The organism is Xanthobacter sp. DMC12 (assembly GCF_056314105.1).
Genome location: NZ_JBQUYZ010000001.1, coordinates 653,124 through 677,277, shown reverse-complemented (window position 1 = coordinate 677,277; position 24,154 = coordinate 653,124). Strand labels below are relative to the sequence as shown.

Here is a 24,154-nt window from a genome sequence, read left to right as displayed (position 1 = left end):
CCTCAGCCCAGCGTCGCGTTGCCGTCTTCGTCGGTCAGCGAGCGCAGCAGGCGCTTGCCACGGGCGCGGCGGGAGGAGCCGGCGGCGCCTTCCGTGTCGAGTTCCGCCTCGCGGGCGAGGAGCGCCGCCAGGGCGGAGCCGCGCGAGCTGGCGGCATCCCTCTGCTGCTGCTTCTTCTGTTCGTCACTCGGTCCGAGCAGGCCGCTCATGGTGCGCTCTCCAGACTTCCACGGCGCCCACCGAGCCGACGCGGCGAAAGCCGACGGCGGCCACGAGGCGCGCGCCGGCCGGCGACACGATCGCGGCCTCGATGGGGCGAGGGTCATCCTGAGGCAGGCAGGAGAGGGTCAACCGAGCGAGGCGGACGAACGAAAGCATGTGCGGCGCGGCCTGCGGACCCGCATGAAACCAGCATTCCCACACGCCGAAGGTGGGCCAAGGCACATAGCCGCCCACGCACTGGGCGCGGCCGGTGGCATCCCGGAAGGCGAAGGTCATGCCCTTTTCCGCCTGCCAGAGGATCGCCGCCCACTCCGCCGGCGGCCGCGGCCCGTACACCTCGGCGAGGTCGAAGCGATTGGCGGCGTGCAGGGTGAGGCTCATGTGTTCCACACGTTGAAGTCGCCCGGCCGCTGCATCGGCGCCGCCGGCGTCTCCGGCCGCCCGGGCCGCCCCGCCTTGGCTGCTTCGTTGATGACGCCATAGCGGCCGACAACCTGCAGCACGCCGTACTGCAAGGCGTCGTGGACGTGCGAGAAGTCGTTCTTCTCCGGCTTTTCCTTGAAGGGCGCCGTGCTGTCCTTCCGCGTGTTCTCGAAGCGGTAGCCGTAGGCGAAGCCCTGGATGAGCTTGCGGCAGGAGGCGGACACCAGCAGGCCCGGCCGCCGCCCGTCGATCATGTGCATGAGCCGCAGGCGCACCGCTTCGGTGCGCAGCGCCGGCTCATTGGTGAAGCAGGGCACCACGGCCTGCCCCAGCGCCTTCGCCACCGTTTCGATCCAGGACAGTTCGCCGGCCTCAGTGTCGGCGCCGTGCTCGGCTGCCGGATCGGCGACGACCACGCGGATGTCGAAGGCGGCGTAGCGCTCCAGGAGCAGGCGCACCAGCTCGCCGGCGAAGCGCGTGGGGCCGACGCCGTGGCCCGGCACCAATTCGTCCAGCACCAGGATCTGCCCATCGGGCAGCTGCTGCAGGATCACGGCGGCGGGGGAGAGGCCGGCGTCCATACCGATGGCGATGGGCACGCCCGGACGAGGCGTGAGCACACCGCCGGCGACGTGCAACACCTCGTTGAACTCGCCATAGACCGGCTGGCCGAAGCGAGAATAGCCGAAGCGGTTGTGAATGAAGCGGCGTTTCCACCAGTCTTCCTTGCCCGCCATCATGCGCTGGTAGTAGTCACGCGGCAAGTTCGCGAGATTTTCGGCGCCGGGATCGATGCCACCGGCCTGAGTGTAGAAGCGCCAGCCGTCCGGTAGGTTCTCTACGAACTTCTTGTAAACATAATTGTCCACGACCGGGGCGTTGAGGTCGCCCATGACCATGCCGGGCGCGTCAACGTCTTTCGGCAGCATCCGCTTTGAAGGATAGCGCCGGATGCGCTGCGTCAGGTAGTCGAGCACGTCCTCGCTCATGAGGTCCGCCTCGTTCATCCAGGCCCAGCTGCCCTCCCACCCGCGCAGGATGTCTTCCACCCGCTTGTCGCCGATGCCGACGAACTCCACGATGCTTTCCACCATGCGGCCGTCCGGCCGAAGGAAGCGCAGGGTGTGGATCGCGGGCCGATCGTTGCCGCCGGTGAAGCTCCAACCAGGATGATCCTTCGGGAACCATTGGAACCACGACGCCATGGTGGTCTTTTCGAGCGTCCGGTAGCTGTCGCGCACCACCACGCCCTTGGAGCGGATGATGCCGTCCGTGCAGACGGGCATGGTGGCGCTGAACGCCTGGGACGCGAAGATGCAGGTGGTGGTCTTGCCGCCGCCCACCGGACCCATGATGAACTTCACCAGCGAAGCGAGATCCAGGGCGAACGCCTGGGACACCGGGCCCGGCGGGCTCCAGCCCTTGAGCATCTCGGGCGTGGCGGATGCTGCCTGCTGCGCGCTCATCCGCGCCCCCCGAACCCGGCCGATCCCGCACCCGCAGCCCCCGCGCCCTCGGTTTCGCGGCTGGATTGGTTCCGCGACCCCCCAATTCCCGATCGGTGTGAGCGCGACCTCCCCGGCGGGGAGGGGAGGGGGGGCTTCGGGGGAAGGCCGCGCCCGCCCGCCCGCCCGGATCGAGGGGGGGAGGGGGATGCCGCCGGCCCGCCGGCCGCGCGGGGGCCGCCCGGGACAGACCGGGACGGGCACCAGGCGCGGCCCTCGCGCGCGGGCGAGGGCGGGGCACGGTGATTTTTCATCATGGGGTCAATCATCGCTTTCCCCTTCCGCATCAAGGCCTTGCGCATCATCGTGCGACCCGTCGCCGTGCGACGTGTCCGGATCGCTCGCGCTAAACCGTTGATCTTCCACGATCTTCGCCACGTCGAGGATGGAGATGGCGCCGCGGCCATCCGAGGCCGCCAGCGCGGCCGGCGCCGGCCCGCCGAAGTTCAGCTGCAGCACCGGCAACGCCACGTTGCCGCTGTCATCCACGGCCGCCTGCTTCGCGGCGAGGTAGGGCGCCAGCTCGGCCGCCGCACGGATCTGGGTGTTGAGCGCGTCCAGCGGCTTGCAGTCCAGGTGGGAGGCCAGCTCCTTCACGTCCATGGAGTAGATCTCCGCCAGCGCCAGCAGCGGATGGCGGTGCTGCGACAGGATCAGCTTGCGAATGTCCTTGGTCATCCGGTTCTGGGCACCGGCCGGACGGCCCGGCCCCCGCCGCACCTTCCGGCCCAACGGGGTCGCGGCCTCCGCATCGCCGCCGGCCTCCGGCTCATCGAGCAGCGGCAGGCCGGCCTGGGCGCCGGCGCCGGGAATTTCCCGCGCCGGCGTGCCCACCACCTCGCCTTTGAGGCGGTCGGCAACCTCGGCTCCGACGCCATGCTTCGGATCACTCATATCCGACCCCTTTTTTATCCTGAGACACCAGCGAGACACCTCCGGAGGCCCGGTGTCTCAGGCTCAACCCATTCATATGCTTGATGTTTTCAACTCTTGAGACACCTAAGACACTTGAGACACCACCACCCCCTGACGCGCACGCGCGCGCGTGTGTTACGAGGGCTTGAGGGTGTCTCAGGTGTCTCAGTGTCTTTTCCTCATGATTTCAGCGGCTTAGGCCTGAGACACCGTGTCTTGAGGGGTGTCTCGCCTGCCGAGGAGCCTCCACCCGGCCCCGACCGTTCAGGCGTAGCACCGCCCCGCCCGCGTCAACTGTCTGCCTTGCGCCGGTACTCGCGGGCGAAGGTAGAGTTGTTGGAGGCGGCTCGACCGCTGCGAGCCGGATCACTCAAGAAACACGGTACGGGCGTGCGGCGAGGATTGGACACGACCCTCGATTGTAAGAATCTGTGGATTTCTCTGAATGCCGGTGCTACGTTTTTCGATTATAAAACGAGGGGGGGTGGGATGCGCCTAATACTCACATTTCTCGTCGGCTTTCTAATTATTTGTCCGGCCTCTGGATTTGCTGCGAGCTGCTCAGCCCACAATGATGAGGGTGATACATGCTCGATCGATTGTTCATCTGGACAAGCTGCCCAGTGTTCGAATTCCACTGGAGCGGGAGCGCCAACTTGCCAGTGCAGCGGTACGCCGGATTTTTCTCTCGGTATTATGAAGTCGATTGGCGCGACAGTTCGGCCCAAGTTATTGGGAGCACTTGCTGAAACCGATTTGATATCGGTGGTAAATGGGAGATTGGCAAACTTAGGGCCTGTTCACATTAGCGATAGTTGTGGCGACGAGCCAGACGGAGGTCACCGCTGCAGGCGGGTAAAGATGGAATGCTTAGTATCTCCGAATGCAACGCCTTCCATTAAGCCTCTGTGGTGTTATTCAGAGGAGTGTGAGCCGACCTACCACAGGGTATGCCATCCGGTGATGGGAAATCTAAGTTCTTCTGGATATTTTGTTAAAGAAACGAATGCAGACGTCAAGATTGACGAACCTAACTGGAATGATGTTCCGGTGTCATTTTTCGGATTGAAGGCGACATACGTCAACTGCAACCCGAAAGATCAGGAGTTTACATTTTCTCAGAACGTCAAGCTATCTGTTGGAACAAAGCTGACAAAAACGCAAACGATTAAGACATCTCAAGATATAACTGCCAGTATTGGATTTGAGTATGTCGTAAAAGGGAATGTTGCAGCGAAGTTCGGAAAAGAAATTTCGATCGGATCAAACGAAGAAAAGTCTGAACTAAATGATCAGACATTTACATATACAGAGAGAGTTGCTGTTCCTGGAATGTATTCAGTTCAGTATGTTCATGAGTTTGCGCAGAAGACGGTCGATATAAAGTACAATGGAACAGTTCGGGTTGATGGTGGTCTAAATCCAAATGTGGCGGGCATACTCACTTTATCGAAGGCGTTGCCCGATCCAAGAGATAGAACGTTCACATTTTCAGGGTTTGTTACAAGCTCTAACGTTTATGAGGGAATTACAAAAAATGTAGCAACTATTATGACAAAGGAGCAGTGTTCAACTCAGATTGAGCAGACAGTTCTTGAGCCGTATATCAGGGTGGGAAATTAGATATTTCTATCGGCGGAAAAGTCGGCGACATTAATCCAACGCTCCAACCATTAGGATGGAGCAGCGCCGTTGGATGCCGTTGATGCGCTGCTTATTGCGAGCTTTATCGTAGACTACCACATTTGGCGGGCCTTGCCTTATGGCGGCGGACCATACGCCGGCCCCGCCTTCACCTCCCCAGTCGGTACCGCGGAATATCTGTCCGATCATCGGGCCTTGGTTCGGCACGGCTAGGGCGTAGCCCTTGAGCCCGCGCAGGATTTCGTGCGCCGGAATAGCCAATAGATCAGCCTGGGCCAGGTGGTCGTTGGCTAGCGCAAGCGTAATGGTGCCATTGTCGAGATCCTCTAGGAGGCCGCCCACGGTGTGGCGGATGCCGTTGCGCCATGCTTCCACCCGCGAGGTGAGGAGGTGCGTGATGCAGCGCCGCCAGTTCTCGCTGGCGTCCTCCTTCTCGGGCAGATCCGCGGCCGCCAGCAGCTGGGCCCATGGCTCGAGGCCGTCCAGGTCGTTGGGCAGTTCGTACTTGGCCAGAAGCTCGTCACCGACCACCAGGTGCGCGCAAGCCAGCAAGGTGCCGTAGGTGTCCTGCCCGCGGCCGTCATGGCCGCCCATGCCGAGGACCCGGCGATATTCCTGGTAGACCTCGGGGAAGCGCGGCCATTCGTCCACCAGCCGGCGCAGGATCATGCGCCCCACCTGGTCCACGTCGATGGCGGCGGGCTTCTCGGCCGCCCGATCGGCCGCGCGCGGGCGTAGGTTGACCAAGCACATGCGCGACAGATCCTGCGGCGGGATCGGCGGCGGGTTGATGGCGCTCATGAAGAAGCAGTTGCGGGCGGTGAATGTGGTGCCGTTGTGGTTGGAGCCACCGCGATACATAACGCCGCCGGAGGCCGCGAGGCGCGCCAGCTTCACCACCGCCAGCACCCGGGAATTGTCGGCGCCGGCCTCGAGCTCGTCCACGGCCACGGGCAGACTGTCCTGCTTCACCTTCTGGTAGATGCCGGCGGCGGTGGTGTCGGCCGTGTTGTGGAGCGCATCGCCCAGCACGCCCTTGACCAGCGCCTGCAGGGTGGACTTGCCCACGCTCTTATCGCCCACCACGAACAGCATGGGGCGCCAGGGCAGGGCGCCACCGAGATAGGCGGCGGCAAGCCAGCCCAGCACGAGGTAAGGATCAACCTTGGGCCGATCCCATGTGAAGGTGGAGAGCGCGCTCCACAGGCCGGTGTCGTCCATCATTTCGTCGGTAACGGGCTTGGCCCATGGCGGCGGGATGGGCGGGCGCCGAGGGTAGAAATTCCCCTCATAGTCGCCGGTGGCCTGCTCGCGGCCCTTCACATAGAGATCGTCGCCGCAATGGACCACGAGGTTTCCGGCCTTGTCGGTCCAGCCGCCGAGGCCGCGGACCTTGTCGCCGGCGGACCAGAGGCCCTTGAGGCCGGCCGCGCGATAGAAGGCATCGCGCACCGCCACCGTGTCGAAGCCGGTGATTCGGCCGCCTTGCCCGAAGCGGGGCCATGCCCAGTAGAGATAGCCGACGCGGTGCAGGAAGAGGCGCTGCACCTTGTTCTGGCCGAAGGCGTGGTCGGTGATTTCGGCGAGCTGGCCGGCGGCGTCGATCACATAGAGCACGTCGCCGTCCATGCCGAGCACCTGGACCGGGCAGTCCGGCGGCAGCCCCCAAAGGTCGGGGCTCCAGGCGCCGGGTCCGATCTCCTCGCCATTGATGAGGCGCGGCGCGCCCAGCTCGGGATCCTGGACGCGATCCCGCCGCTGGCGCCGCAGCTCGCGCTTGCTGTCCTCGAGCGACGCCGCGACGCCCGCTTTGCCCTTGGCTGCCGACATGGTGCGGCGGTTTCCCCCTGGAAGATGACGGCGGCGCGACGTGCGCCGGCGGATTGGTCAGCGCTCCATCCGGTCGCCGAAGCCGGGCACTCCCTCGAAGATCGTGTCTTCGATCGGCACCGGCACAGCCTCGCCGGGTTCGGGCGGGGGCAGGCGGCGGGAGATCTCCGCGTTGATGGCAGCGATCGCCTCGAGCACCGCCGGCACCAGGCGCACGGCTAACTCATACTGGGCGCGGGCCACCGGCAAGAGCTTGTCGAAATCGTGCGGTCCTTCGCGATAGAGTTCGCTGCCACCCTCACAATCCTTGAGGAACAGCGTCTCGGCTTTGGGCTGCCGGGCCTTGATGTACTGGACCAGCTCGGCGGGGTTGGTCACGGGCAGCGGCGACGACAGAAAGCCGTAGTCGAGCTGGAGATGCTTGAGATCTTGCGCCGGTACGGTTTCCCCGATCGGGTCGCCATCCCCGAGGAACCAGGGCATGAGGACGCGCTCGGCGACGGCCGCGATATCTTCGGCGAGGACGAGCGCCTGCTCGTCATCGAAGACAGTCAGGTCGTTCCAGCCAAGGGGAACCTCAGGCACCGGGGCCGCCGCCGGCGGCGGCGTCTCTGTCTTCTGTTCGTCAGCCATCTTTCCCTCTCAGCGTGTCGTTGAGGTCCTTGCCCGTGGGGGCGGTGAGACGCGCGATCGGCTTGCCGGTGCGCGACAGGGTGTCGATGGCGCGGGCCACCGTGGACTGGGCGGCGGCGTTGCCGTGGTCGTTCTCCGCATGGATCAGCACATCCGACACGCACGGCCGGCCGACCGGCGCATGGGCGAAATTGCTGATCGAGGCGCAGCCCCACACGCGCAGCTCCGGCGCGGCCAGCGCCACCGATAGACCGTCCTCGAGGCCCTCGGTGAGCACCAGCGTGCAGCTCTCGCCGAGGCCGTCCGCCTCCTCGGGCGAATGGTTGCCCTCGCCATTGGCAATGCGCATGACGAGGCCCAGCTGCTCGGGCCAGATCATCTTGGGCTTCTCGACCGGCGCCTTGCCGGAGCCGTCCGGCGCCAGAAAGGTGTAGTGCAGCGCCTTGAGGCCGCCGGCGGCGTCGCGCAGGGGCGTGAAGATGGCGGGGAAGGAGGGGCCGGGGCGCACCTTCACCCGGTGCGGACGCCCGTCGCGGATCTCCTCGCGCCACTGCGCGCCGAGCCACCATTCCACGGCCGAGCCCCAGCGCAGATCCCCGGCGTAGGTTTCGACAAAACGCAGATCCACGCCGCGGTGCATGAGATAGAGCCACGGCACCGAGCCGGGCAGGATCAGGCGGCCGCCGGACCATGTGCGGAACGCCTGCTTTTCCGCCCACACGGCGCGGCTCGCCTTGGCGGCCGCCGCCTCCGCCTTGCGCTTCTCCCGGGCGCGGCGGGCCTCCTCGCGATCGGCGTCGCTCATGGTGGCGAGGCCGAGGAAGTCCTCCAGCCAGGCGCGGGCGAAGTCGAAATCGTCCACGGCCTTGCCGTTGAGATAGGCGACGAGCCCGAACACGTCGCCCTTGGTCACGTCGGGAGCGGTGAAGTCCTTGAAGGCGCCGCAGGCATCGCCCTGCGTCCAGATCGCGAAGGAGGGGTTGCGCTCCTTCCGCATGGGATTGCACACGGTGTAGACCCCGCGCGCGTGCTTCCCGCCCGGGGCGAGGCGATGAATGAGGTCCTCGAGCCGGTCCTGCGCCCGGGCCTTGAGATCGGCAACAGGGGGGCGCATGGTCAGGTACTCACAACCGCAGGGGGGATGCCGCAGTGTGGTACACTCAAGGGCGCAAGCTGGAGATCGCACGGCTGCTGAAAGAATTTCAGAAAGCCATCGAGGATCTCGCGCCCACGCCACCCAACAAGCTGTTTAACGTTGGAGATTACCCAGCCCTGATCGTTCTTCGCGACGATCTTCTGCGGCAAACCGCAACCGGTAGTCCGACTAACGATCATCCCGATTTTCAGTTCGATGCGGCGATTAGGTCCGCCCTGCTTGCGACCTTGCCCGGCGGTCTGACAGAAAGACCGCAGATCGTAACGGCTATTGGGGAAGCCCAAAAAGCGATCCACTTCTAGCGTGCGATAAGTCATCCCATCACTCCGCCGCGTCGCGCCCGGGCACCCCGAGCTTCTTGGTGAGGAAGGAGGTGAGGCGCGCGGAGAGGGTGCCGGCTACGGTCTGCCCCCCCCCACGGGCACAGGCGACACGGGCTTCCGTCAGCTCGTGCTTGAAATCAAAATCGTCCATCGCATCGAGGAGGGCGGTGCCCGTCTCGCGCCATTCGACGGTGGCGCCGAGCACCAGGCATAGCGCCTCGATGACGGGCTTGCAGAGCATGGCGGGGTTGCCGTCGCTGGTCTGCGTCACGCACTGCAGGGCGGTGATGAGGGTGTCGGCGCCGTAGCGCTTGAGCGCCGCCAGCAGGACGTTGGGGGCGATGGTCTGCCCGCGCTCCAGGCGCGTGGCCTGGATGGGATACTTCGTCACCGTAACCTCGGCCGCCGCGCACACGCGCTGCAGATCGAGGGCGTCCGGATCGCCGGCGGCGACGCGGGCATGATAGATCGCCATGGAATGCAGGCGCGTCACCTGCCCGTTGATGGCGGCGAAGGCGTCGGCCTGGGCGGCGCCATCGGCGATCACCACCAGGCACGGCACCTGCTCCACCGCGCGGATGGCGGCGGCCGTGGTGCGGTGCTGGCCGTCGATGATGGCAAAGAACCCGCCTTCGACGGGCGCCACCACCACCGGCGCGAACTTGCGCCAGTCGAACTTGCGGGCGATCGCCAGCACCGTGCGCCGCCCCTCGGCCGAAATTTCCCGCTGGTAGCGGGGATCCACGCGCAGCTGCGCGATGGGCACCCATTGCTGCATGGGCGCCGGCCCGAGGGCGGCCAGCTCGCCGGCGCCCTCCATGGCCTTGAGGTAAGGGGCGGCTTCGATCGGGCGCATGTCAGTAGCGGCGGAAGCCGCGAGACAGGTCGATGCCAACTTCGTTGCTGCCAGCGCCGGCGTAGGTGGCGCCGTAGTCGGGGCCGTGGGAGAGCGGCGGCGGCGGCCGGCGCGGGACGCTGCGAACATCGGCCACGTCTGCGTTTCCCTCGCGGGCGGCATCGTCCTCAGCCACGCGCTGGATGTAGCCGTTGAGGCGGTTGCGCTCCGCCTCGGACGCCCGGAGCTTGGTCACGGCATCCAGCTCAAGGGAGCGGGAGCGCTCGAGCTCTCTTTCGAGCTGGTCGGCGCGCGCCTTGTGGGCCTCGCCCACTTCTTTTGCCTGCTGAACATCGCGCACGAGAAAGCCAATGCGCCGTTCCAAATCTACTTTCGCCTGCTCCGCCTCGGCGTGCGCCTGCTGAAACGCAGTGCGCGAGGCCACCGCGTCGCCGCGCGCAACCTCGAGGCGGGCATTCTCCTCTTTCAGCTTTGTGATGGTGCCCTTGAGGCCCCTCACCTGGTCGGCGGTCGCCATGTCGTCTTCTCCTTGCGGGGGTCAGGAAGAGCGGCCGAACAGCGAAGGCTGCCCGGCCGCCAAGTCTGAGGGAGGAGGGGCCGCGCCATCCGACACGTCACCACCCGCGGCCCCGGGAGTGGTGGCGCCCGCCTGTTCGCGGGTTTGCTTTTCCGCGAACAGGAACTGGGAGCAGGCGAAGAGCGCGAGCATGGGAAGCGTCTTCCCATCGGTCGCCGCCCGGGGATGGCCGGCGAGCACGTTCTCGGCCCGCCGGCGGATCGCATCCATGGTGAAGGGGCCAGCCACCAGCTCGCCGGTGGTGGCGTCGTCGCCGACCCGCACCAGCGAGACGGACGAGGCATCCGGCGCGATGGCGATGCGCAGCGTGCCGGCGGCAACCTTGCCGTATTCCTGGACGCTGCCGATTACCTCGAGGGTTTCGGCCTGGGGCTCGGCGGCGCTCATGAGCGCCTCCGGCGGGACCAGCTCTCGAACTTCGCGAAGAAGGCCGCGGCGAGGATCAGGCACCAGGAGAGCGCGAGGCTCGGCCAGTTGAGGAAGGCGAGCGACACGACGGCGTTGCAGAGGCCGACACCCAGCACCACCAGGGCGACGGCGCCGAGCTTCGTGGTGTTGTAGTGGTGGCTGCAGGGGCTGGATCTGGTGGACAGGGGGTTCATGGCACGATCCCTTTCCCGATGGTGCCGGCGGTGACGGCCGGCGGTCGCCGGCCGGAGAGGAAGGCGGATGCGCGCTCGAGCAGGGCGTCGAGCCCTTTGTCGTCGCGCAGGTCCTCGATGCGATTGACGGCCTTGTGGACGCGCTGCTTCGTGGTGCCGACCGCGGCGGCCAGCGCCGAGTGCGTCACGCCAAGCTCCACATGGGCGAGGTAGAAGGCGGCTTGCCGGGCCCGGCTGGCGCGCAGCCAGGCCGGATCCTGCGGGCAGGACTGGCCTTCATCGGCCAGCACTTGCGCGGGGTCGGCACCCAGCTCGTGGGCGAGAAAGAGGGCGGCCGCCCGATAGAAGGCCGCCACCACCTTGGGCGCCGGCGCCGGGGCAGGGGCCGTGCCGGCGAGTAGATCCAGCGCTCGGGACAGCTTCACCAGCGTGCGGCGCTGGGGGGTGACGTGGCCGGCGCGGAGGCGATACCAGGTTGGCAGCGACACAGCAGCGGCAGCCAGCAGATCTTTGATCGTCAGGCCTAGGGAGCGGCGACGCTGCTCCAGCGCGTCGGTTGACAATGATATTGTCATTTGCGCCGCGCTTACGGTTGACTGTGGAATTCCATTTGATTTGGCGAGGGCGAGCGTCATGACTGCCGCCCCCATCGCGCGCCCGCCAGGATGATCGCGAACTGGCCGGACGAGGCGAGGAGCTGGGCCCGGAATGAGGGTTGCCAGCCGATCAGTCCGGCACGCTGCAGCTCGTAGGTGAGCCGGACCTCGGCGCGCCAGGCGCGGGCGGCGGCATCCTCAGGCAGCGGCGTCATGGTCGGCCTCCGGCGTTCCATGAAGGCCGACGAGATAGTCCCGGAGGCGCAGCTCTTCCTGCACCACCGCCTTCTCCATCCGCTCCAGCGTCTTGTGCAGGGGGTCCGTCTTGCCGTTGAGCGTGCGCTCTACGGTGGACTTGTGGAGCCCCGACAGTTCCGCGATGCGCGACTGACACAGGCGAACTGCGCTCGCCCGTGTCACGATGTCGGTCAGGTTCATTGCCGTGCCGCTCGATATCTGCAAGTATGACGATATCGATCTGATTTGCTGACGGCCGTCAACAGCAATGTTTGGTGTCTCCACCCCCGCCGCACCGCTGCATATTGCGCACCGCATTGTTGCGGCGCGAGGGCGGCTTGGCGTGGAACCGGCGGTGACGTCCGAACTTCGGAGCGAGCTTCAGGAGACCCACAAACGCTGGGTCCTCTGGCTTGAGCAGAAGCTCGGGCTATCGAAGTCGAAGATCTCCACCACCGCCGGCATGTCGGACACCACGCTCTCGCGGATCTTCCACGAGGACTATTACAGCCCCCTCTCGCAGACGAGCATTCTCAAGGTCCGCAAGCGCTTCAATGTGCCGGGCCCGGATGAGTTCGAGGCGGCGGGCTTTGGTGAGGCCGAGCAGCTCCGCTACGACGCCAAGTCCGAGCCCGAGCTGGCGGCAATCGTCAAGGCGATGCAGGCCGGCCGGAACGCGGTGGAGCCGTGGCGGCTGCGGACGCGGGCCCTCGAGCTGATCGGCTGCATGGCCGGCGACATCGTGATGGTGGACCTCAACGGCACGCCGACGACCGGCGATGCAGTCTGCGCCCAGATCTACGACTGGAACGGTGGATCCGCAGAGACGGTGTTCCGCATTTTTGAGGCGCCATTCCTTGTGGCGGCCTCGCTCGAGGCCTCCCTGCGCAAGCCGCTCCTGGTTGATGACACGCGCGTGGTCATCAAGGGCGTGGTGGTGGGCTCCTTCCGTCCCGGAAGATATGGGACGCCGCGCTGATTTCTTGTGACAAGTCGTCTTTCGCTACCGCACAAGCTGCGGATTGCCGACGCATGTCCGGCATGGATCGTCATACGCGTTTCAGGTGATCTTCATTCTTGACGATCTTTGACGGCAAGCTTAGCGTCATCTCGCTCCGGTTGATTTGCGCGGGCTGTACCCGCCGGCCGGGCCGAGGTGAGGAGCGATGGCAAAAGAGGCGCGCAGCGACACCGATCGGCAGATCGGCGCACGGGTGAGGGCGGCGCGGGTCTCGCGCGGCGTGAGCCAGGAAAAGCTGGGCGAGGCGCTCGGCATTACCTTCCAGCAGATCCAGAAGTACGAGAACGGCACCAACCGCGTGTCCGTCTCCGCGCTGCTCAAGATGGCCGAGGCGCTCCAGATCCCCGCGGCCGACCTGGTGCCCGAGCTGAAAGCCGAGAAGGCCGGCGCGCCGGCGCCGGTCATCACCAACATGCAGGCGCTCGAGGTGGCCCGCATGGTGCAGAACCTGCGGGTTCCCCATCACCGTCACACCATCGTGGAGATGGTGCGCACCTTCACCGAACTGCGTTGCGAGCCGGTCAAGGGCGAGGAGGCGCAGGCGGCATGAGCACTACCGCCCCCGAGCTGGCGCTTTCGCTGGACGATCTCGCCGCCCTGTTCCGCCGCTCCCGGGCGGCAGCTTGCAGACACGTCGCGCGCCTCATGTCCGGACACGGCTTCCCCCAGCCGCTGCCCGGGCAGAAGCCGCGACTGTGGAGCCGGCATCAGGTGGAGCTTTGGCTCGCCGGCGCCGGCACCTCGGCCGGCACCAGCACCCCCCAGCGGGTGCCGGCCGAGGATCCGCGTCTCTCGCCGGCGGCCATCGCCGCCGGCCGGGCCCGCCTCGAAACGCGGTATGGAGGCGGGGCATGAATGTGCGCGGCGAGATCTCCGAATGAGGGAGGTCAAGGGCTACAGCCTGTTCGTCCTCGAGCTGATGATCGCCCACGGCCCGCTGGTCCAGCGCGGCGAGCCGTGGTTCCGGGCGGACGGGCAGGGCGGTGCCATCTTTGACAAGGCCGTTGTGGCCCTCGCCACCCGCGGCCTCATCACCATCGGCGTTACCGGCTACGGCCGCACCGCCACCGTCAGTCCGAAGGGGCTGATCTGGCGCTCGCGCAAGCGCGCGCGTCTCTATCGCCAGCGGAAGGGAAGACCATGGCCCGCAGACCTGTCGCCACTCCCCACGTCGCCACAGCCCGTCTAAGCTCCCTGCCGTCACCGGAGGGAAGGCCCGTGGGCATCGTCAAGGTATCCATCCCCAACATCGTCTGGCGCGCCGGGCGGCCCCGGTTCTCGCCGGGGCCGAAGCTGCGCAAGCTGGGCTACAAGGGCGAGGATCTCCGGCATCCGGACGGCCGGTGGTTCTCCCTGGACGAGGCTGGCGCCTGGGCGGCCGCGCGCAATGCGGAGATCCTGCAGCGCCGGAACGACCGGGAAGCCGGCAAGCGCCTCGCGCCGGTGAAGCGGCCGAAGCACCAGACGATCGAGGGGCTGTTTGACGAGTGGTTCGAAAGCCCAAAGTTCAAGGGCGGCGTGCAGTCCGGCAAGCGCCAGCAGGCCGGCGTCACCGAGGCTACGGCCAAGGACTACAAGTACAAGTTCAACGCCCTCAAGGCGTTCGACGCGGAGCTGATGCAGGAGGCGCCCGGCGCCGTCACCGCCGTGGTGGCGCAGGGCATCTTCGACCGACTGTGGGAACAGAAGGGTTTGCACACTGCGCGCGGCGTGGTGGCTATCGCCTCGAGCTGCTGGAAGTGGGCCATCGGGCGCGGCAAGGGCGGCATCACCTTCAATCCGTGGCGAGGCCTGGAGAAGGCCATGCCGGCGCCGCGTCTGGTCACATGGAGGGACGAGGAGATCGTGGCGCTGGCGGCCGCCGCCGATGCCATGGGCCGGCCGGAGATCGGCGATGCCGTCTATCTCGGCCTGTTCACTGGCCAGAGGCAGGGCGACCGGCTCACCCTGGAGCGCGCCGGGCGGGACGACGCCAACCGCCTGCTCATCCGCCAGTCCAAGACGGGCGCCATCGTCGCCGTGCCGGCGGCGCCCCAGCTGGTGGCCCGCCTTGAGGCGGCGGCCGCCCGGCGCAAGGATCGCAAGGTGCAGCACACCCAGCTGGTCATAGACGAGACGGCCAACGCGCCGTTCAAGTCCGACTGGTACCGCCATGTGTTCGCCGAGGTGCGGGCCGAGGCGGCCAAGAAGGTGCCGTCCGTCGCCGGCAAGCGTGACCAGGATCTGCGCGACACCGCCGTCACGTGGCTCGGCCGTGCCGGCGCGACCGTGCCGCAGATCGCCAGCATCACCGGCCACTCCTATGTGAGCATCAACCAGGTGCTGCGGCATTACCTCGCGACGCACCCGGAAATGGCGGACGCCGCCATCGGCAAGCTGCTGCATTGGATGGAAGAGACGGGCGTCGCTGTCTGAAAAATCATGGGCGGATCGCACGCCGATTCATGGGGTTTGAGAACAAAAGTCGCACGTGCGACCCGTGCGACCCTCTAAAAAGGTCGCACGTTCTCCCCATGTTCTTTCCGGAAAATCCGGAAAGTCTTTTATTTTCAATGGGGTGGCGTGGTGAGCCCGTCGGGATTCGAACCCGAGACCCCATGATTAAAAGTCACGTGCTCTACCGGCTGAGCTACGGGCTCACTTGACGCGTTGGTTAGGGTGCGAAGGCGGCGGGGTCAAGGCCGGGCGGGGTGGATGTCCCGGCATTTCGCCGGGGGCAGCGCGGGCGCGGGCATTGACCGGGCAGGATGGCTTCCGCACCATGGTCGCTCAATTGCTTCTGGAATTGCCATGCCGGTCAACAACCACATCGCTGCCCGCGCCGACGAAATCGCGGCCTGGCGGCAGGATTTCCACCGCCATCCCGAACTGATGTACGACCTCGACCGCACTAGCGCTTCGGTGGCGGAGAAGCTGCGCGCCTTCGGCTGCGACGAGGTTATCACCGGCATCGGCCGCACCGGCGTGGTGGGGATCGTTCGCGGCAAGGGGGAGGGCCCGCTCATCGGCCTGCGCGCCGACATGGACGCGCTGCCCATCCTCGAGAAGACCGGCGCCGCCTATGCTTCCGAGACTCCCGGCAAGATGCACGCCTGCGGCCATGACGGGCACACCGCCATGTTGCTCGGCGCCGCGCGCCACCTCGCCGAGACCCGCGCCTTCTCCGGCACGGCGGTGCTCATCTTCCAGCCGGCGGAAGAGGGGGGGGCTGGCGCCAAGGCGATGATCGACGACGGGCTGTTCGCGCGCTTCCCCGTGCGCGAAGTCTACGGCATGCACAATCTGCCGGGGCTGGAGGTGGGCCGCTTCGCTATGCGGCCGGGCGGCATCATGGCCTCGTCCGACCATATCGAGATCGTGGTGGACGGGCGCGGCGCCCATGCCGCGCGGCCCAACCAGGGTGTGGACGTGGTGCTCACCGGCGCCGCCATCGTGATGGCGCTGCAGCAGATCGTCTCGCGCAACGTGGACCCGCTGGAGGCGGCGGTGGTCTCCATCGCCATGTTCCATGCGGGAGAGGCGGACAATGTGCTGCCGCCCTCCGCCACCCTCGTCGGCACCGCCCGCACGCTGGATCAGGGTGTCCGCGCGCAGCTGCGCGAACGCATCCGGCAGGTGGCGGAAGGCGTCGCCGCCGCTTATGGCGCCACTGCCAAGGTAAGCTTCAAGGAAGGCTATCCCGTCACCAGCAACCACGCCGATCAGGTGGCCTTCGCCGCCGAGGTGGCGAGCGAGGTGGCCGGCGCCTCGGAGGTGGACGCCGCCGCGCCGCCGCTGATGGCGGCCGAGGACTTCGCCTACATGCTGGAGGAGAAGCCGGGCGCCTATATCTTCATCGGCAACGGTCCGTCCGCCGGCCTGCACCATCCGCAGTACGACTTCGCCGATGCCGCGATTCCCTATGGGGCGTCCTATTGGGTGCGGCTGGTGGAGCGGGCGCTGCCGCTGACCGCTTGATCCCTACGCCTTCACCAGCACGAACGTCAGCAGGCCGGCCGCGACCTCCTGCGTCTCCAGCACCGCGCCCGTCTCGTGGGCGAGGTGGGGAATGTCGATCACCGCCATGGGGTCCGTGCAGGTGACGACGAGCCGTGTGCCCGCCGCCGCCTGCGCCAGCGCCTTGCGGGTGCGCAAGGCGGGCAGGGGGCATTTCAGCCCCTTCAGATCCAGCGCGACGGTGACAGCGGCCGCCTTCAAGCCGCCTGATCCCGGAGCCGGCCGAGGCTCTCCTCGCGGCCGAGCACGATCAGCACGTCGAACACCGGCGGGGAGGTGGACTTGCCGGTGAGCGCGGCGCGCAGCGGTTGGGCCACGGCACCGAGCTTCACGCCCTGAGCCTCCGCATACCCGCGCACCACGGCCTCGGTGGCGGCGGCGGTCCACTCCACGGCTTCCAGCAGCGGCACGAGCCGGCCGAGGTGGGCGCGGCCCTCGGCCGAGAGCAGGGTCGTCGCCTTCTCGTCCAGCGGGATGGGCCGCTCGACGAAGATGAAGTCGGCATTGTCGAGCAGTTCGACCAGCGTCTTCGCCCGCTCCTTCAGACCCGGCATGGCGGCGGCGAGCTGGGCACGGCGGGTGTCCGTCATGCGCGGCAGGCGGTGCTCCGCGTCCGGCAGGTGGGGCAGCAGCGCGTCGATGGCGGCCAGGAGTTCGGCATCGCTGGAGGCGCGCATGTAGTGGCCGTTGAGGCTTTCGAGCTTGGCGAAGTCGAAGCGCGCAGCGGAGCGGCCGACCTTGTCGAGGTCGAAGAATTCGACCATCTCGTCGGTGGAGAACACCTCCTGGTCGCCATGGCTCCAGCCGAGGCGCACCAGATAGTTGCGCAGCGCCGCCGGCAGATAGCCCATGTCGCGATAGGCATCGACGCCCAGCGCACCGTGGCGCTTGGAGAGCTTGGCGCCGTCCGGCCCGTGGATGAGGGGAATGTGCGCCATGCGCGGCACGTCCCAGCCCAGCGCGCGGTAGATCTGCGTCTGGCGGGCGGCGTTGGTGAGGTGGTCGTCGCCGCGGATGATGTGGGTGACGCCCATGTCGTGGTCGTCCACCACCACGGCCAGCATGTAGGTGGGCGTGCCGTCCGAGCGCAGCAGGACGAGGTCGTCGAGATCCTTGTTGGGGAAGGTCACGGTGCCCTGCACCATGTCCTCGATCACCGTCTCGCCCTCCTGCGGGGCGCGCAGGCGGATGACGGGCGCGCGGTCGGCCGGCGCCTCGGAGGGGTCGCGGTCGCGCCAGCGGCCGTCATAGCGCGGCGGGCGGCCCTCCTTGCGGGCCAGCTCGCGCATCTCGTCCAGCTCCTGGGGGGTGGCATAGCAGCGATAGGCATTGCCCTTCGCCAGCATCTCCGCCACCGCGGCCTGGTGCCGCTCGGCGCGGGCGAACTGGTAGATGGGATCGCCGTCCCAATCGATGCCGAGCCAGGAGAGGCCTTCGAGGATGGCGTCGATGGCCTCCTTGGTGGAGCGCTGGCGGTCCGTATCCTCGATGCGCAGCAGCATCTTGCCGCCCGTGTGGCGGGCATAGAGCCAGTTGAACAGCGCCGTGCGCGCCCCGCCGATATGCAGGAAGCCGGTGGGCGAGGGGGCGAAGCGGGTGACGATCTGCGACATCGGGCGGGGCTCGGCGGGATTGGGTCCGCTTGGACGGAAGACGCGCGTGCGGCAGCCCTGCGGAACGCAAACCGAACCACATGGCGCGCGGGAGGCGCCCGTGTAGCATAGAGGCGGGGCACAAGGAACACGGGGCGGGCGCGGCCCGGACCGGCCCCTCGGCGGGCGGGGATGGACGAGCGGGCCTCAGGCAGGGCGCGGACAGGGGGGCGGGGAGCTGCGGGCGCGCTCCCGGCGCTCTCCACGCGCGGTCTTATCCGCTTCGCCGATGCGCTGAAGGCCCGCATCGCCCATGACGTGGCGGCCGAGGCGGCCTCGGGCCGGCTGATCCTGTGGCTGCCGGCCGCCTTCACCGCCGGTATCCTGCTCTACTTCGGCGCGTCCACCGAGCCGTCGCTCGTCGCCAGCCTCGTCCTGGTGGCGGCATTTGCGGCGGCGGCCTTGGCTGCGCGGGCCCGCCCCGTGACGTTCGGCATCGCCGCGGTGCTGCTTGCAACTGCAGCCGGCTTTGCGGCGGGCGGGGTGCGCACCGCGCTCATCGCCCACGAGATGATCGTGCCGCCCAAGACCCCGGTGCGCCTGTCCGGCTTCATCGAGCGGGTCGAGCGGCGGACCACGGGCGACCGCATCCTGCTGCGGCTTGATGGAGACGCCGTGCGCGGGCTCGCCAACGCCCCGGCGCTGGTGCGGCTCTCGCTCCGCAAGGACTGGGCCCCGCCGGTGGGCAGCCATGTGACGCAGCTGGCGCAATTGCTGCCGCCCTCCGGCCCCGCCATGCCCGGCGCCCACGATTTCGGCCGCGCGCCGTGGTTTCAGGGCATCGGCGCCATCGGCTACGGGCTCGGCCGGCCGAAGGCGGCGGCGCCGCGCGATCCGCCTCTGTCCGTGCGCCTCGCCATGGGGCTGGACGGGGTGAGGCAAAGCCTCTCGAACCGGATCCGCGCCTCGCTCACCGGCGTGCCGGCCGAGGTGGCGGTGGCGCTGGTCGCCGGCGACCGTTCCGGCATTCCGCGGGCGGTGGAGGAGAGCATGCGCGTCTCCGGCCTCTCGCACATCCTCTCCATCTCCGGCCTGCACATGGCGCTGGTGGCCGGTACCCTGTTCGCACTGGCGCGGGGCGTGCTGGCGCTGGTGCCGGGGCTGGCGGTGTCGTTGCCCATCAAGTCCATCGCGGCGCTGATCGCGCTTTCGGGCAGCGCCTTCTATCTCGTGCTGTCGGGCAATGACGTGCCGGCCCAGCGCTCCTTCGTCATGACCGGGCTCGTGCTGGCGGGCGTGATGGTGGGGCGGCCGTCCCTGTCGCTGCGCTCGGTGGGCGTTGCGGCGGTGGTGGTGCTGGCGCTGACGCCGGAGGCGGCGCTGGACCCGGGAACGCAGATGTCGTTTGCCGCCACCCTCGCCCTCGTCGCCGCCTATGAGCGGCTCCAGCCCTTGCGGGCGATCCCCCGGCCGGATGGCATCGCCGGCGCGGTGGTCTCCTGGGTGGCTGTGCTGGTGGCGGGCACGGCGCTGACCTCGCTGGTGGCGGGGCTCGCGACGGCGCCCTACGGCATCTTCCATTTCCAGCGGGTGGCGCCCTATGGCCTGCTCGCCAACCTCGCCGCCATGCCGGCGGTGTCCTTCCTGGTGATGCCGGCGGGACTGGCGGGCGTGCTGCTGATGCCGTTCGGCTGGGATCATCTCGCCTGGCCGGTGATGGGGCGCGGCATCGAGATCATGACGGCGGTGTCCGACTGGGTGGGCACGCTGCCGGGCGCCGACATCCGCGCCGCCTTCATCGGCACCGGGACGCTGCTGTGGTTCTCGCTCGCGCTGCTGGCCCTCTGCCTGCTGCGCGGCGTCCTCACCCTCGCGGCGCTGGTGCCCCTCGGCCTCGCCGCGCTGGTGGCGGGCGCGCCTCTGAAGCCAGACCTCCTCATAGCGCCCGATGCGCAGACGGTGGCGGTGCGGATGCCGGACGGGCGGCTTTCGGTGCTCGGCGCCTCCGGCCAGAAACTGCTGGTGGAGCAGTGGCTGACGCGGGAGGGCGACCGCCGCACGGCCGGAACGAAGGACCTCGCCGCCGGCTTCACCTGCGATCCGCTCGGCTGCACCGCGCCGCTGCCCGGTGGCGGCACCATCGCCATTTCGCGCCGCGCCGAAAGCCTGGAGGCGGACTGCCTGAATGCCCGCATGATCGTTACCCGCGATCCGCCGCCCAAGACCTGCCCGGCAGAGGTGCTGACCCCGGCGAAACTCGCGCGGACAGGGACGCTCGCCTTCACCCTCCGCGACGGCGCGCTCGTCGCCGAATCCAGCCGCAAGGCTGGCGTATCCCGTCCCTGGATGGCGCCGCTGCCGCCGGAACCCATATCCGAACCCGCCACCGCCGATGCCGGCGACCCTCAGGCGGATGCGACCGCGCCCTGATGGGGGGGGGCTTCAAGAGGCGTCGGGGTGAGGAGCAACGCCCTTGAGAAAAAGCGCAGGCGCCCGTTGAGCGTGGACCGCCGCGCCCCTCACCCCGTTCCGGATCTCCCGCAGGAGAAATAAGGATCAGTAGCGGCGCATCAGGCCTATGAGCCGGCCCTGGATGCGCACGCGGTCGGGCCCGAAGATGCGGGTCTCGTAGGCTGGATTGGCGGCCTCGAGCGCGATGGAGGCGCCCTTCTTGCGCAGGCGCTTGAGGGTGGCTTCCTCGTCGTCCACCAGCGCGACGATGATGTCGCCGGTATCGGCGCTGTCGCATTTGCGGATCAGCACCGTGTCGCCGTCGAGGATGCCGGCCTCGATCATGCTGTCACCGCGGACTTCAAGGGCGAAGTGCTCGCCCGAGCCCAGCATCTCGGGCGGGATGTTCAGCGTGTGGCTGCGGCTCTGGATGGCGGAGATGGGCGTGCCGGCCGCGATGCGGCCCATGACCGGCACCGAGACCACCTGGCCCGCCTCGTCGTCCTCCGGCACCGGACGGACCTTGCCGAGGCTGCCCTCGATGACCGAAGGGGAGAAGCCGCGCCCTGCGGACCGGGCGGAGGCAAGGCCCGGCGCCACGCTGTCGGGCAGGCGCACCACTTCCAGCGCACGGGCGCGGTTGGGCAGGCGGCGGATGAAGCCGCGCTCTTCCAGAGCGGTGATGAGGCGGTGGATGCCGGACTTGGAGCGCAGGTCCAGCGCTTCCTTCATCTCGTCGAAGGAGGGTGGGACCCCGGTTTCCTTGAGCCGCTCATGGATGAAGCGCAGAAGGTCATATTGCTTCCGAGTGAGCATTCCCTGGCCCCGTTCCTTGCACGCACCGCCCGGAAGCGGCGCTCTCGGCCGGTCCCGATTCCAAGCGCATCCAGCCCGGTGCGCCGCGAAACAAATCATGAACAGTCTTTATCTGTTCCTTTTGTGTTCCGCAAGTGGTGAAGGCCCCGTTAACGCTCAATCGTCGAAGGGAATAATCTCGCAGGGGTCTCCGACACGCCCCGCAGGCGCGAAGGGCGGGCGCACCAGAAGGCAGTCGGCGGCGGAGAGAATGCTCAGCATGGCGCTGTCCTGCGAGGCGCAGGGAATGGCGTGGATCGAGCCATCCGCCCGGCGGTCGAGAGTCGCGCGCATGAAGTCCCGCCGCACATCATTGGGTGGCAGGTCGGCCGCGAGGCGCGCCGGCACGGTCTCGGGGCCGGGGCGGGAATCACCCTGCAGAGCGCGGATGAGGGGGACGAGGTAGACCATCCCGCAGACGTGGGAGGACACCGGGTTGCCCGGCAGCCCCAGCACCCGCACGGCGCCGCGATGGCCGAACATCAGCGGCTTTCCGGGGCGCAGCGCGATCTTGTGCACCGAGAGGTCCACCCCCTCGGCCTTCAGCGCCGGGGCCATCAGGTCATGATCGCCCACGGAGGCGCCGCCGGAGGAGACCACGAGATCGAATTCGCCGGAGAGCGCCCGCGCCACCACGGCGCGGATGGCCGCGAGGTCGTCCTTGATGAGGCCGAGGTCGGTCACATCGGCACCGGCGCGGCGGGCGAGTTCGGCGAGGCCGAAGGCGTTGGAGACGACGATCTCGCTGTCGTTGCCGGTGCCCTGGCCGGGCAGCACCAGTTCGTCGCCGGTCTGCAGCAAGGCGACGCGCGGGCGGCGCGCGACCGGCACTGTCGCATGGTCCATGGCGGCGGCCAGCATGATGTCGCGGCCTGTCAGGCGCCGGCCGGCGAACAGGCCGGGTGCGCTTTCGGAAAAATCGCAGCCGCGCTTGCGCACGTTGCGGAGCGCGGCGGTCGGGGCGGTGGTGGTTATGGTGTCGCCCTCGCGGGTGACGTTCTCCTGGATCACCACCGTGTCGGCGCCCTCCGGCACCACGGCACCGGTGAAGATGCGTACGGACTGCCCGGCGGCCACAACACCCGCAAAGGGGCGCCCTGCGGCGGACTCGCCGATCACGGTCAGGCGGGCGGGCGTCTCGGCGATGTCGGCGCCGCGCACGGCGTAGCCGTCCATGGCCGACATGTCGGCGGGGGGCTGCGTGCGGCGGGCCGCGAGATCGCGCGCCAGCACCCGCCCGGCCGCCGCCTGCACCGGCACATCCTCGACGCCGAGCGCGACGACGCCCTCAGTGATGAGCGCGGTGGCCTCCTCGACGGTCATGAGCGCCATGGCGCGGCTCCCTCACTCTGCACGTGCTGTCGGGTCATGATGGCGGAAACGGATCAAGCCGCTCCGTCATCTGCGCGGAAATGGCCGCTGCGGCCGCCGGATTTCTCCAGCAGGCGGATACCTTCAATCCGCATGCCACGGTCGGCGGCCTTGGCCATGTCGTAGATGGTGAGGCAGGCGACGGAGACGGCGGTCAGCGCCTCCATCTCCACGCCGGTCTGGCCCGTCACCTTGGCGCGGGCGGTGACATGAAGGCCGGGCAGGGCGGGATCGGGGACAACCTCCACCTCCACCTTGGTCAGCATCAGGGGATGGCAGAGGGGGATCAGCTCATGGGTGCGCTTGGCGGCCATGATGCCGGCGATGCGCGCCACGCCCAGCACGTCGCCCTTCTTGGCGTTGCCGGAGAGGATGAGGTCCAGCGTCTCGCGCGCCATCGCCACGCGGCCCTCGGCCAGCGCCTCGCGGGTGGTCGCATCCTTGTCGGACACGTCCACCATGCGGGCGGCGCCCTGTTCGTCGAGATGGGTCAGGCTGGCCATGGAAGTCGCGGTCTTCCCCGGAATCGATCTGAGGTCGGGGAAGATGGCGTCCGCGGCGGCGCCTGTCCACCGCCGCAAGGGCAGGGCGGCGGAAAGGCTGTGTTGCCGGCGTTGGTTGGATCAGCGCAGGCGGGTCCAAGTCTGCGACTGGCAGAGCACCGACATCACGCACCCGCTCAGCTTCAGGGTATCGTCGCCCGTCAGCGTGATGGAGCCGGAATAGGTTTTGCCGTCTTCGGCATTGTAGATTTTGCCGCCGGTCCACTCCTTCGGTCCGCCGGTGAAGCCGGTCAGAAACACAAGGCCCTTCAGCGGCCGGTCACGCAGTTTCGTATCCTGGTTCTTGATGTCCTTGAGGTTCGGATCGGCCTTGAGGCCGTCCGACGACACGAGGCGTCCGCACAGAGACTTGCCGCATTGGGTGATTTCCACCTGGCCGTTCTTGGTGGCGGTCAGCCACTGGCCGGTGACATCCGCGGCAAGCGTGGGCGATGCCGCAAGGCCGACGAGGCCGGCAACGATGGCGATGAGACCCGTCCTCATTGTTTCCCCTTCCATTTCGGCCTCGTTGGCGGGCCGATGATATAATTAAGTACAAACTTACTAAGTGGGCAAGGCCGCCGGGCACATTCCTTTGCAGGGGGCACGGTCTGGGGCGTCGCGCCAAGCGGGGCCGGTAGGCTGTGGCTTATGGACACTGGTCAGGACGACCCAGCTCGGCGAAAGCCGCCCGCGCGCCCACGCCAAAGACGCGACGCGGGCACCGGCCGACGAACGCGACTTCACGTGTTCCTCCCAAAGTGCGGGCGGTCTCTGCAGACCCTCGCGCATTAAGGCGGAAATTTA

General features: G+C 67.7%; 29 protein-coding genes and 1 tRNA gene. 9 read left to right on the top strand and 21 right to left on the bottom strand.

Annotation, left to right across the window (positions count from 1 at the left end):
• Nucleotides 1-2: 2 nt before the first annotated feature.
• From ACT535_RS03050 to ACT535_RS03035, 4 genes are all read right to left on the bottom strand, one after another.
• Nucleotides 3-209 carry a hypothetical protein gene (locus ACT535_RS03050; RefSeq protein ID WP_476363313.1) on the bottom strand — a complete coding sequence of 69 codons (207 nt, stop codon included), beginning with the start codon at nucleotides 207-209 and terminating at the stop codon, nucleotides 3-5.
• On the bottom strand, nucleotides 184-603 hold the full coding sequence (locus ACT535_RS03045; RefSeq protein WP_476363312.1) for a hypothetical protein: 420 nt from the start codon (nucleotides 601-603) through the stop codon (nucleotides 184-186). The genes ACT535_RS03050 and ACT535_RS03045 overlap by 26 nt, the downstream gene beginning before the upstream one ends.
• Complete coding sequence (locus ACT535_RS03040) at nucleotides 600-2,111, bottom strand: hypothetical protein (protein ID WP_476363311.1); 1,512 nt, start codon at nucleotides 2,109-2,111, stop codon at nucleotides 600-602. The genes ACT535_RS03045 and ACT535_RS03040 overlap by 4 nt, the downstream gene beginning before the upstream one ends.
• 300 nt (nucleotides 2,112-2,411) lie before the next feature.
• Nucleotides 2,412-3,044, bottom strand: a complete 633-nt coding sequence (locus ACT535_RS03035) for a hypothetical protein (protein WP_476363310.1) — start codon at nucleotides 3,042-3,044, stop codon at nucleotides 2,412-2,414.
• 510 nt (nucleotides 3,045-3,554) lie between these two features.
• Here ACT535_RS03035 and ACT535_RS03030 point away from each other — a divergent pair.
• Nucleotides 3,555-4,688 (top strand): hypothetical protein, encoded by a 1,134-nt coding sequence (locus ACT535_RS03030; RefSeq protein WP_476363309.1) that lies wholly within the window; start codon nucleotides 3,555-3,557, stop codon nucleotides 4,686-4,688.
• A gap of 30 nt (nucleotides 4,689-4,718) precedes the next feature.
• Here ACT535_RS03030 and ACT535_RS03025 read toward each other — a convergent pair whose 3' ends face one another.
• From ACT535_RS03025 to ACT535_RS03015, 3 genes are read right to left on the bottom strand one after another with little or no spacing between them, the layout of a single operon-like run.
• Nucleotides 4,719-6,539, bottom strand: coding sequence for a hypothetical protein (locus ACT535_RS03025; RefSeq protein WP_476363308.1), 1,821 nt, complete (start codon nucleotides 6,537-6,539; stop codon nucleotides 4,719-4,721).
• A gap of 57 nt (nucleotides 6,540-6,596) precedes the next feature.
• The gene (locus tag ACT535_RS03020) at nucleotides 6,597-7,172 is read right to left on the bottom strand and encodes a hypothetical protein (protein ID WP_476363307.1); all 576 of its coding nucleotides are present in this window, start codon (nucleotides 7,170-7,172) and stop codon (nucleotides 6,597-6,599) included.
• Entirely contained in the window at nucleotides 7,165-8,286 is a 1,122-nt protein-coding gene (locus tag ACT535_RS03015) for a DUF7146 domain-containing protein (protein WP_476363306.1), read from the bottom strand. Before ACT535_RS03015 ends, ACT535_RS03020 begins: the two co-directional genes overlap by 8 nt.
• 35 nt (nucleotides 8,287-8,321) lie before the next feature.
• On the opposite strand from ACT535_RS03015, the gene ACT535_RS03010 reads away from it, so the two are divergent.
• Nucleotides 8,322-8,630, top strand: a complete 309-nt coding sequence (locus tag ACT535_RS03010; protein WP_476363305.1) for a hypothetical protein — start codon at nucleotides 8,322-8,324, stop codon at nucleotides 8,628-8,630.
• Nucleotides 8,631-8,649: 19 nt separating this feature from the next.
• Here the strand turns inward: ACT535_RS03010 and ACT535_RS03005 are convergent, their stop codons facing one another.
• The 7 genes from ACT535_RS03005 to ACT535_RS02975 are packed head-to-tail and all read right to left on the bottom strand — an operon-like array spanning nucleotide 8,650 to nucleotide 11,720.
• Nucleotides 8,650-9,507, bottom strand: coding sequence for a chromosome partitioning protein ParB (locus ACT535_RS03005; RefSeq protein WP_476363304.1), 858 nt, complete (start codon nucleotides 9,505-9,507; stop codon nucleotides 8,650-8,652).
• A gap of 1 nt (nucleotide 9,508) precedes the next feature.
• Nucleotides 9,509-10,024 carry a hypothetical protein gene (locus tag ACT535_RS03000; RefSeq protein WP_476363303.1) on the bottom strand — a complete coding sequence of 172 codons (516 nt, stop codon included), beginning with the start codon at nucleotides 10,022-10,024 and terminating at the stop codon, nucleotides 9,509-9,511.
• A gap of 21 nt (nucleotides 10,025-10,045) precedes the next feature.
• Complete coding sequence (locus ACT535_RS02995) at nucleotides 10,046-10,471, bottom strand: hypothetical protein (protein ID WP_476363302.1); 426 nt, start codon at nucleotides 10,469-10,471, stop codon at nucleotides 10,046-10,048.
• The gene (locus tag ACT535_RS02990) at nucleotides 10,468-10,686 is read right to left on the bottom strand and encodes a hypothetical protein (protein ID WP_476363301.1); all 219 of its coding nucleotides are present in this window, start codon (nucleotides 10,684-10,686) and stop codon (nucleotides 10,468-10,470) included. Before ACT535_RS02990 ends, ACT535_RS02995 begins: the two co-directional genes overlap by 4 nt.
• Nucleotides 10,683-11,321 carry a hypothetical protein gene (locus ACT535_RS02985; protein WP_476363300.1) on the bottom strand — a complete coding sequence of 213 codons (639 nt, stop codon included), beginning with the start codon at nucleotides 11,319-11,321 and terminating at the stop codon, nucleotides 10,683-10,685. The genes ACT535_RS02990 and ACT535_RS02985 overlap by 4 nt, the downstream gene beginning before the upstream one ends.
• A complete protein-coding gene (locus ACT535_RS02980; RefSeq protein WP_476363299.1) occupies nucleotides 11,318-11,497 on the bottom strand; it encodes a hypothetical protein in 180 nt (59 codons plus the stop codon). Before ACT535_RS02980 ends, ACT535_RS02985 begins: the two co-directional genes overlap by 4 nt.
• Nucleotides 11,481-11,720, bottom strand: a complete 240-nt coding sequence (locus ACT535_RS02975; RefSeq protein WP_476363298.1) for a helix-turn-helix domain-containing protein — start codon at nucleotides 11,718-11,720, stop codon at nucleotides 11,481-11,483. The genes ACT535_RS02980 and ACT535_RS02975 overlap by 17 nt, the downstream gene beginning before the upstream one ends.
• A gap of 67 nt (nucleotides 11,721-11,787) precedes the next feature.
• On the opposite strand from ACT535_RS02975, the gene ACT535_RS02970 reads away from it, so the two are divergent.
• The 5 genes from ACT535_RS02970 (at nucleotide 11,788) to ACT535_RS02950 (ending at nucleotide 14,955) form a co-directional block, all read left to right on the top strand.
• Entirely contained in the window at nucleotides 11,788-12,498 is a 711-nt protein-coding gene (locus ACT535_RS02970; protein WP_476363297.1) for a hypothetical protein, read from the top strand.
• Between the two features lie 187 nt (nucleotides 12,499-12,685).
• Nucleotides 12,686-13,090, top strand: coding sequence for a helix-turn-helix domain-containing protein (locus tag ACT535_RS02965; protein WP_476363296.1), 405 nt, complete (start codon nucleotides 12,686-12,688; stop codon nucleotides 13,088-13,090).
• Nucleotides 13,087-13,395 (top strand): hypothetical protein, encoded by a 309-nt coding sequence (locus ACT535_RS02960; RefSeq protein WP_476363295.1) that lies wholly within the window; start codon nucleotides 13,087-13,089, stop codon nucleotides 13,393-13,395. Before ACT535_RS02965 ends, ACT535_RS02960 begins: the two co-directional genes overlap by 4 nt.
• Before the next feature lie 22 nt (nucleotides 13,396-13,417).
• Nucleotides 13,418-13,729, top strand: a complete 312-nt coding sequence (locus ACT535_RS02955; protein WP_476363294.1) for a hypothetical protein — start codon at nucleotides 13,418-13,420, stop codon at nucleotides 13,727-13,729.
• A 29-nt stretch (nucleotides 13,730-13,758) separates the two neighbouring features.
• Complete coding sequence (locus ACT535_RS02950; RefSeq protein WP_476363293.1) at nucleotides 13,759-14,955, top strand: tyrosine-type recombinase/integrase; 1,197 nt, start codon at nucleotides 13,759-13,761, stop codon at nucleotides 14,953-14,955.
• Nucleotides 14,956-15,103: 148 nt separating this feature from the next.
• On the opposite strand, the gene ACT535_RS02945 is transcribed toward ACT535_RS02950, so the two are convergent.
• Nucleotides 15,104-15,179: transfer RNA gene (locus ACT535_RS02945), tRNA-Lys, on the bottom strand.
• Nucleotides 15,180-15,330: 151 nt separating this feature from the next.
• On the opposite strand from ACT535_RS02945, the gene ACT535_RS02940 reads away from it, so the two are divergent.
• The gene (locus tag ACT535_RS02940) at nucleotides 15,331-16,497 is read left to right on the top strand and encodes a M20 aminoacylase family protein (protein WP_476363292.1); all 1,167 of its coding nucleotides are present in this window, start codon (nucleotides 15,331-15,333) and stop codon (nucleotides 16,495-16,497) included.
• A 3-nt stretch (nucleotides 16,498-16,500) separates the two neighbouring features.
• On the opposite strand, the gene ACT535_RS02935 is transcribed toward ACT535_RS02940, so the two are convergent.
• Both ACT535_RS02935 and gltX read right to left on the bottom strand, forming a co-directional pair.
• The gene (locus ACT535_RS02935) at nucleotides 16,501-16,737 is read right to left on the bottom strand and encodes a sulfurtransferase TusA family protein (protein WP_476363291.1); all 237 of its coding nucleotides are present in this window, start codon (nucleotides 16,735-16,737) and stop codon (nucleotides 16,501-16,503) included.
• Entirely contained in the window at nucleotides 16,734-18,149 is a 1,416-nt protein-coding gene (gene gltX, locus ACT535_RS02930) for a glutamate--tRNA ligase (RefSeq protein ID WP_476363290.1), read from the bottom strand. The genes ACT535_RS02935 and gltX overlap by 4 nt, the downstream gene beginning before the upstream one ends.
• A 171-nt stretch (nucleotides 18,150-18,320) precedes the next feature.
• Here gltX and ACT535_RS02925 point away from each other — a divergent pair, with 171 nt between their 5' ends.
• Nucleotides 18,321-20,558, top strand: a complete 2,238-nt coding sequence (locus tag ACT535_RS02925) for a ComEC/Rec2 family competence protein (RefSeq protein WP_476363289.1) — start codon at nucleotides 18,321-18,323, stop codon at nucleotides 20,556-20,558.
• Nucleotides 20,559-20,684: 126 nt separating this feature from the next.
• Here the strand turns inward: ACT535_RS02925 and lexA are convergent, their stop codons facing one another.
• The 4 genes from lexA to ACT535_RS02905 form a co-directional block, all read right to left on the bottom strand.
• Nucleotides 20,685-21,395 carry a transcriptional repressor LexA gene (gene lexA / locus ACT535_RS02920; RefSeq protein ID WP_168457927.1) on the bottom strand — a complete coding sequence of 237 codons (711 nt, stop codon included), beginning with the start codon at nucleotides 21,393-21,395 and terminating at the stop codon, nucleotides 20,685-20,687.
• Nucleotides 21,396-21,551: 156 nt separating this feature from the next.
• Entirely contained in the window at nucleotides 21,552-22,766 is a 1,215-nt protein-coding gene (locus ACT535_RS02915) for a molybdopterin molybdotransferase MoeA (RefSeq protein ID WP_476363288.1), read from the bottom strand.
• 53 nt (nucleotides 22,767-22,819) lie between these two features.
• Entirely contained in the window at nucleotides 22,820-23,308 is a 489-nt protein-coding gene (moaC, locus tag ACT535_RS02910) for a cyclic pyranopterin monophosphate synthase MoaC (protein ID WP_168457925.1), read from the bottom strand.
• A gap of 120 nt (nucleotides 23,309-23,428) precedes the next feature.
• Entirely contained in the window at nucleotides 23,429-23,851 is a 423-nt protein-coding gene (locus ACT535_RS02905) for a DUF2147 domain-containing protein (RefSeq protein WP_476363287.1), read from the bottom strand.
• Nucleotides 23,852-24,154: the final 303 nt, after the last annotated feature.

Bases quoted from the DNA above. Each gene is read 5' to 3' on its own strand.
- ACT535_RS03015 (WP_476363306.1), bottom strand. From the start codon at position 8,286: ATGCGCCCCCCTGTTGCCGATCTCAAGGCCCGGGCGCAGGACCGGCTC.
- ACT535_RS02995 (WP_476363302.1), bottom strand. From the start codon at position 10,471: ATGAGCGCCGCCGAGCCCCAGGCCGAAACCCTCGAGGTAATCGGCAGC.
- ACT535_RS02915 (WP_476363288.1), bottom strand. From the start codon at position 22,766: ATGGCGCTCATGACCGTCGAGGAGGCCACCGCGCTCATCACTGAGGGC.
- ACT535_RS02955 (WP_476363294.1), top strand. From the start codon at position 13,418: ATGAGGGAGGTCAAGGGCTACAGCCTGTTCGTCCTCGAGCTGATGATC.
- lexA (WP_168457927.1), bottom strand. From the start codon at position 21,395: ATGCTCACTCGGAAGCAATATGACCTTCTGCGCTTCATCCATGAGCGG.
- ACT535_RS02905 (WP_476363287.1), bottom strand. From the start codon at position 23,851: ATGAGGACGGGTCTCATCGCCATCGTTGCCGGCCTCGTCGGCCTTGCG.
- ACT535_RS02990 (WP_476363301.1), bottom strand. From the start codon at position 10,686: ATGAACCCCCTGTCCACCAGATCCAGCCCCTGCAGCCACCACTACAAC.
- ACT535_RS02925 (WP_476363289.1), top strand. From the start codon at position 18,321: ATGGACGAGCGGGCCTCAGGCAGGGCGCGGACAGGGGGGCGGGGAGCT.
- ACT535_RS02940 (WP_476363292.1), top strand. From the start codon at position 15,331: ATGCCGGTCAACAACCACATCGCTGCCCGCGCCGACGAAATCGCGGCC.
- ACT535_RS03045 (WP_476363312.1), bottom strand. From the start codon at position 603: ATGAGCCTCACCCTGCACGCCGCCAATCGCTTCGACCTCGCCGAGGTG.
- moaC (WP_168457925.1), bottom strand. From the start codon at position 23,308: ATGGCCAGCCTGACCCATCTCGACGAACAGGGCGCCGCCCGCATGGTG.
- ACT535_RS03000 (WP_476363303.1), bottom strand. From the start codon at position 10,024: ATGGCGACCGCCGACCAGGTGAGGGGCCTCAAGGGCACCATCACAAAG.
- ACT535_RS03050 (WP_476363313.1), bottom strand. From the start codon at position 209: ATGAGCGGCCTGCTCGGACCGAGTGACGAACAGAAGAAGCAGCAGCAG.
- ACT535_RS03040 (WP_476363311.1), bottom strand. From the start codon at position 2,111: ATGAGCGCGCAGCAGGCAGCATCCGCCACGCCCGAGATGCTCAAGGGC.
- ACT535_RS02965 (WP_476363296.1), top strand. From the start codon at position 12,686: ATGGCAAAAGAGGCGCGCAGCGACACCGATCGGCAGATCGGCGCACGG.
- ACT535_RS02980 (WP_476363299.1), bottom strand. From the start codon at position 11,497: ATGACGCCGCTGCCTGAGGATGCCGCCGCCCGCGCCTGGCGCGCCGAG.
- ACT535_RS03025 (WP_476363308.1), bottom strand. From the start codon at position 6,539: ATGTCGGCAGCCAAGGGCAAAGCGGGCGTCGCGGCGTCGCTCGAGGAC.
- gltX (WP_476363290.1), bottom strand. From the start codon at position 18,149: ATGTCGCAGATCGTCACCCGCTTCGCCCCCTCGCCCACCGGCTTCCTG.
- ACT535_RS03035 (WP_476363310.1), bottom strand. From the start codon at position 3,044: ATGAGTGATCCGAAGCATGGCGTCGGAGCCGAGGTTGCCGACCGCCTC.
- ACT535_RS02975 (WP_476363298.1), bottom strand. From the start codon at position 11,720: ATGAACCTGACCGACATCGTGACACGGGCGAGCGCAGTTCGCCTGTGT.
- ACT535_RS02985 (WP_476363300.1), bottom strand. From the start codon at position 11,321: ATGACGCTCGCCCTCGCCAAATCAAATGGAATTCCACAGTCAACCGTA.
- ACT535_RS02970 (WP_476363297.1), top strand. From the start codon at position 11,788: ATGTTTGGTGTCTCCACCCCCGCCGCACCGCTGCATATTGCGCACCGC.
- ACT535_RS03005 (WP_476363304.1), bottom strand. From the start codon at position 9,507: ATGCGCCCGATCGAAGCCGCCCCTTACCTCAAGGCCATGGAGGGCGCC.
- ACT535_RS03030 (WP_476363309.1), top strand. From the start codon at position 3,555: ATGCGCCTAATACTCACATTTCTCGTCGGCTTTCTAATTATTTGTCCG.
- ACT535_RS02960 (WP_476363295.1), top strand. From the start codon at position 13,087: ATGAGCACTACCGCCCCCGAGCTGGCGCTTTCGCTGGACGATCTCGCC.
- ACT535_RS03020 (WP_476363307.1), bottom strand. From the start codon at position 7,172: ATGGCTGACGAACAGAAGACAGAGACGCCGCCGCCGGCGGCGGCCCCG.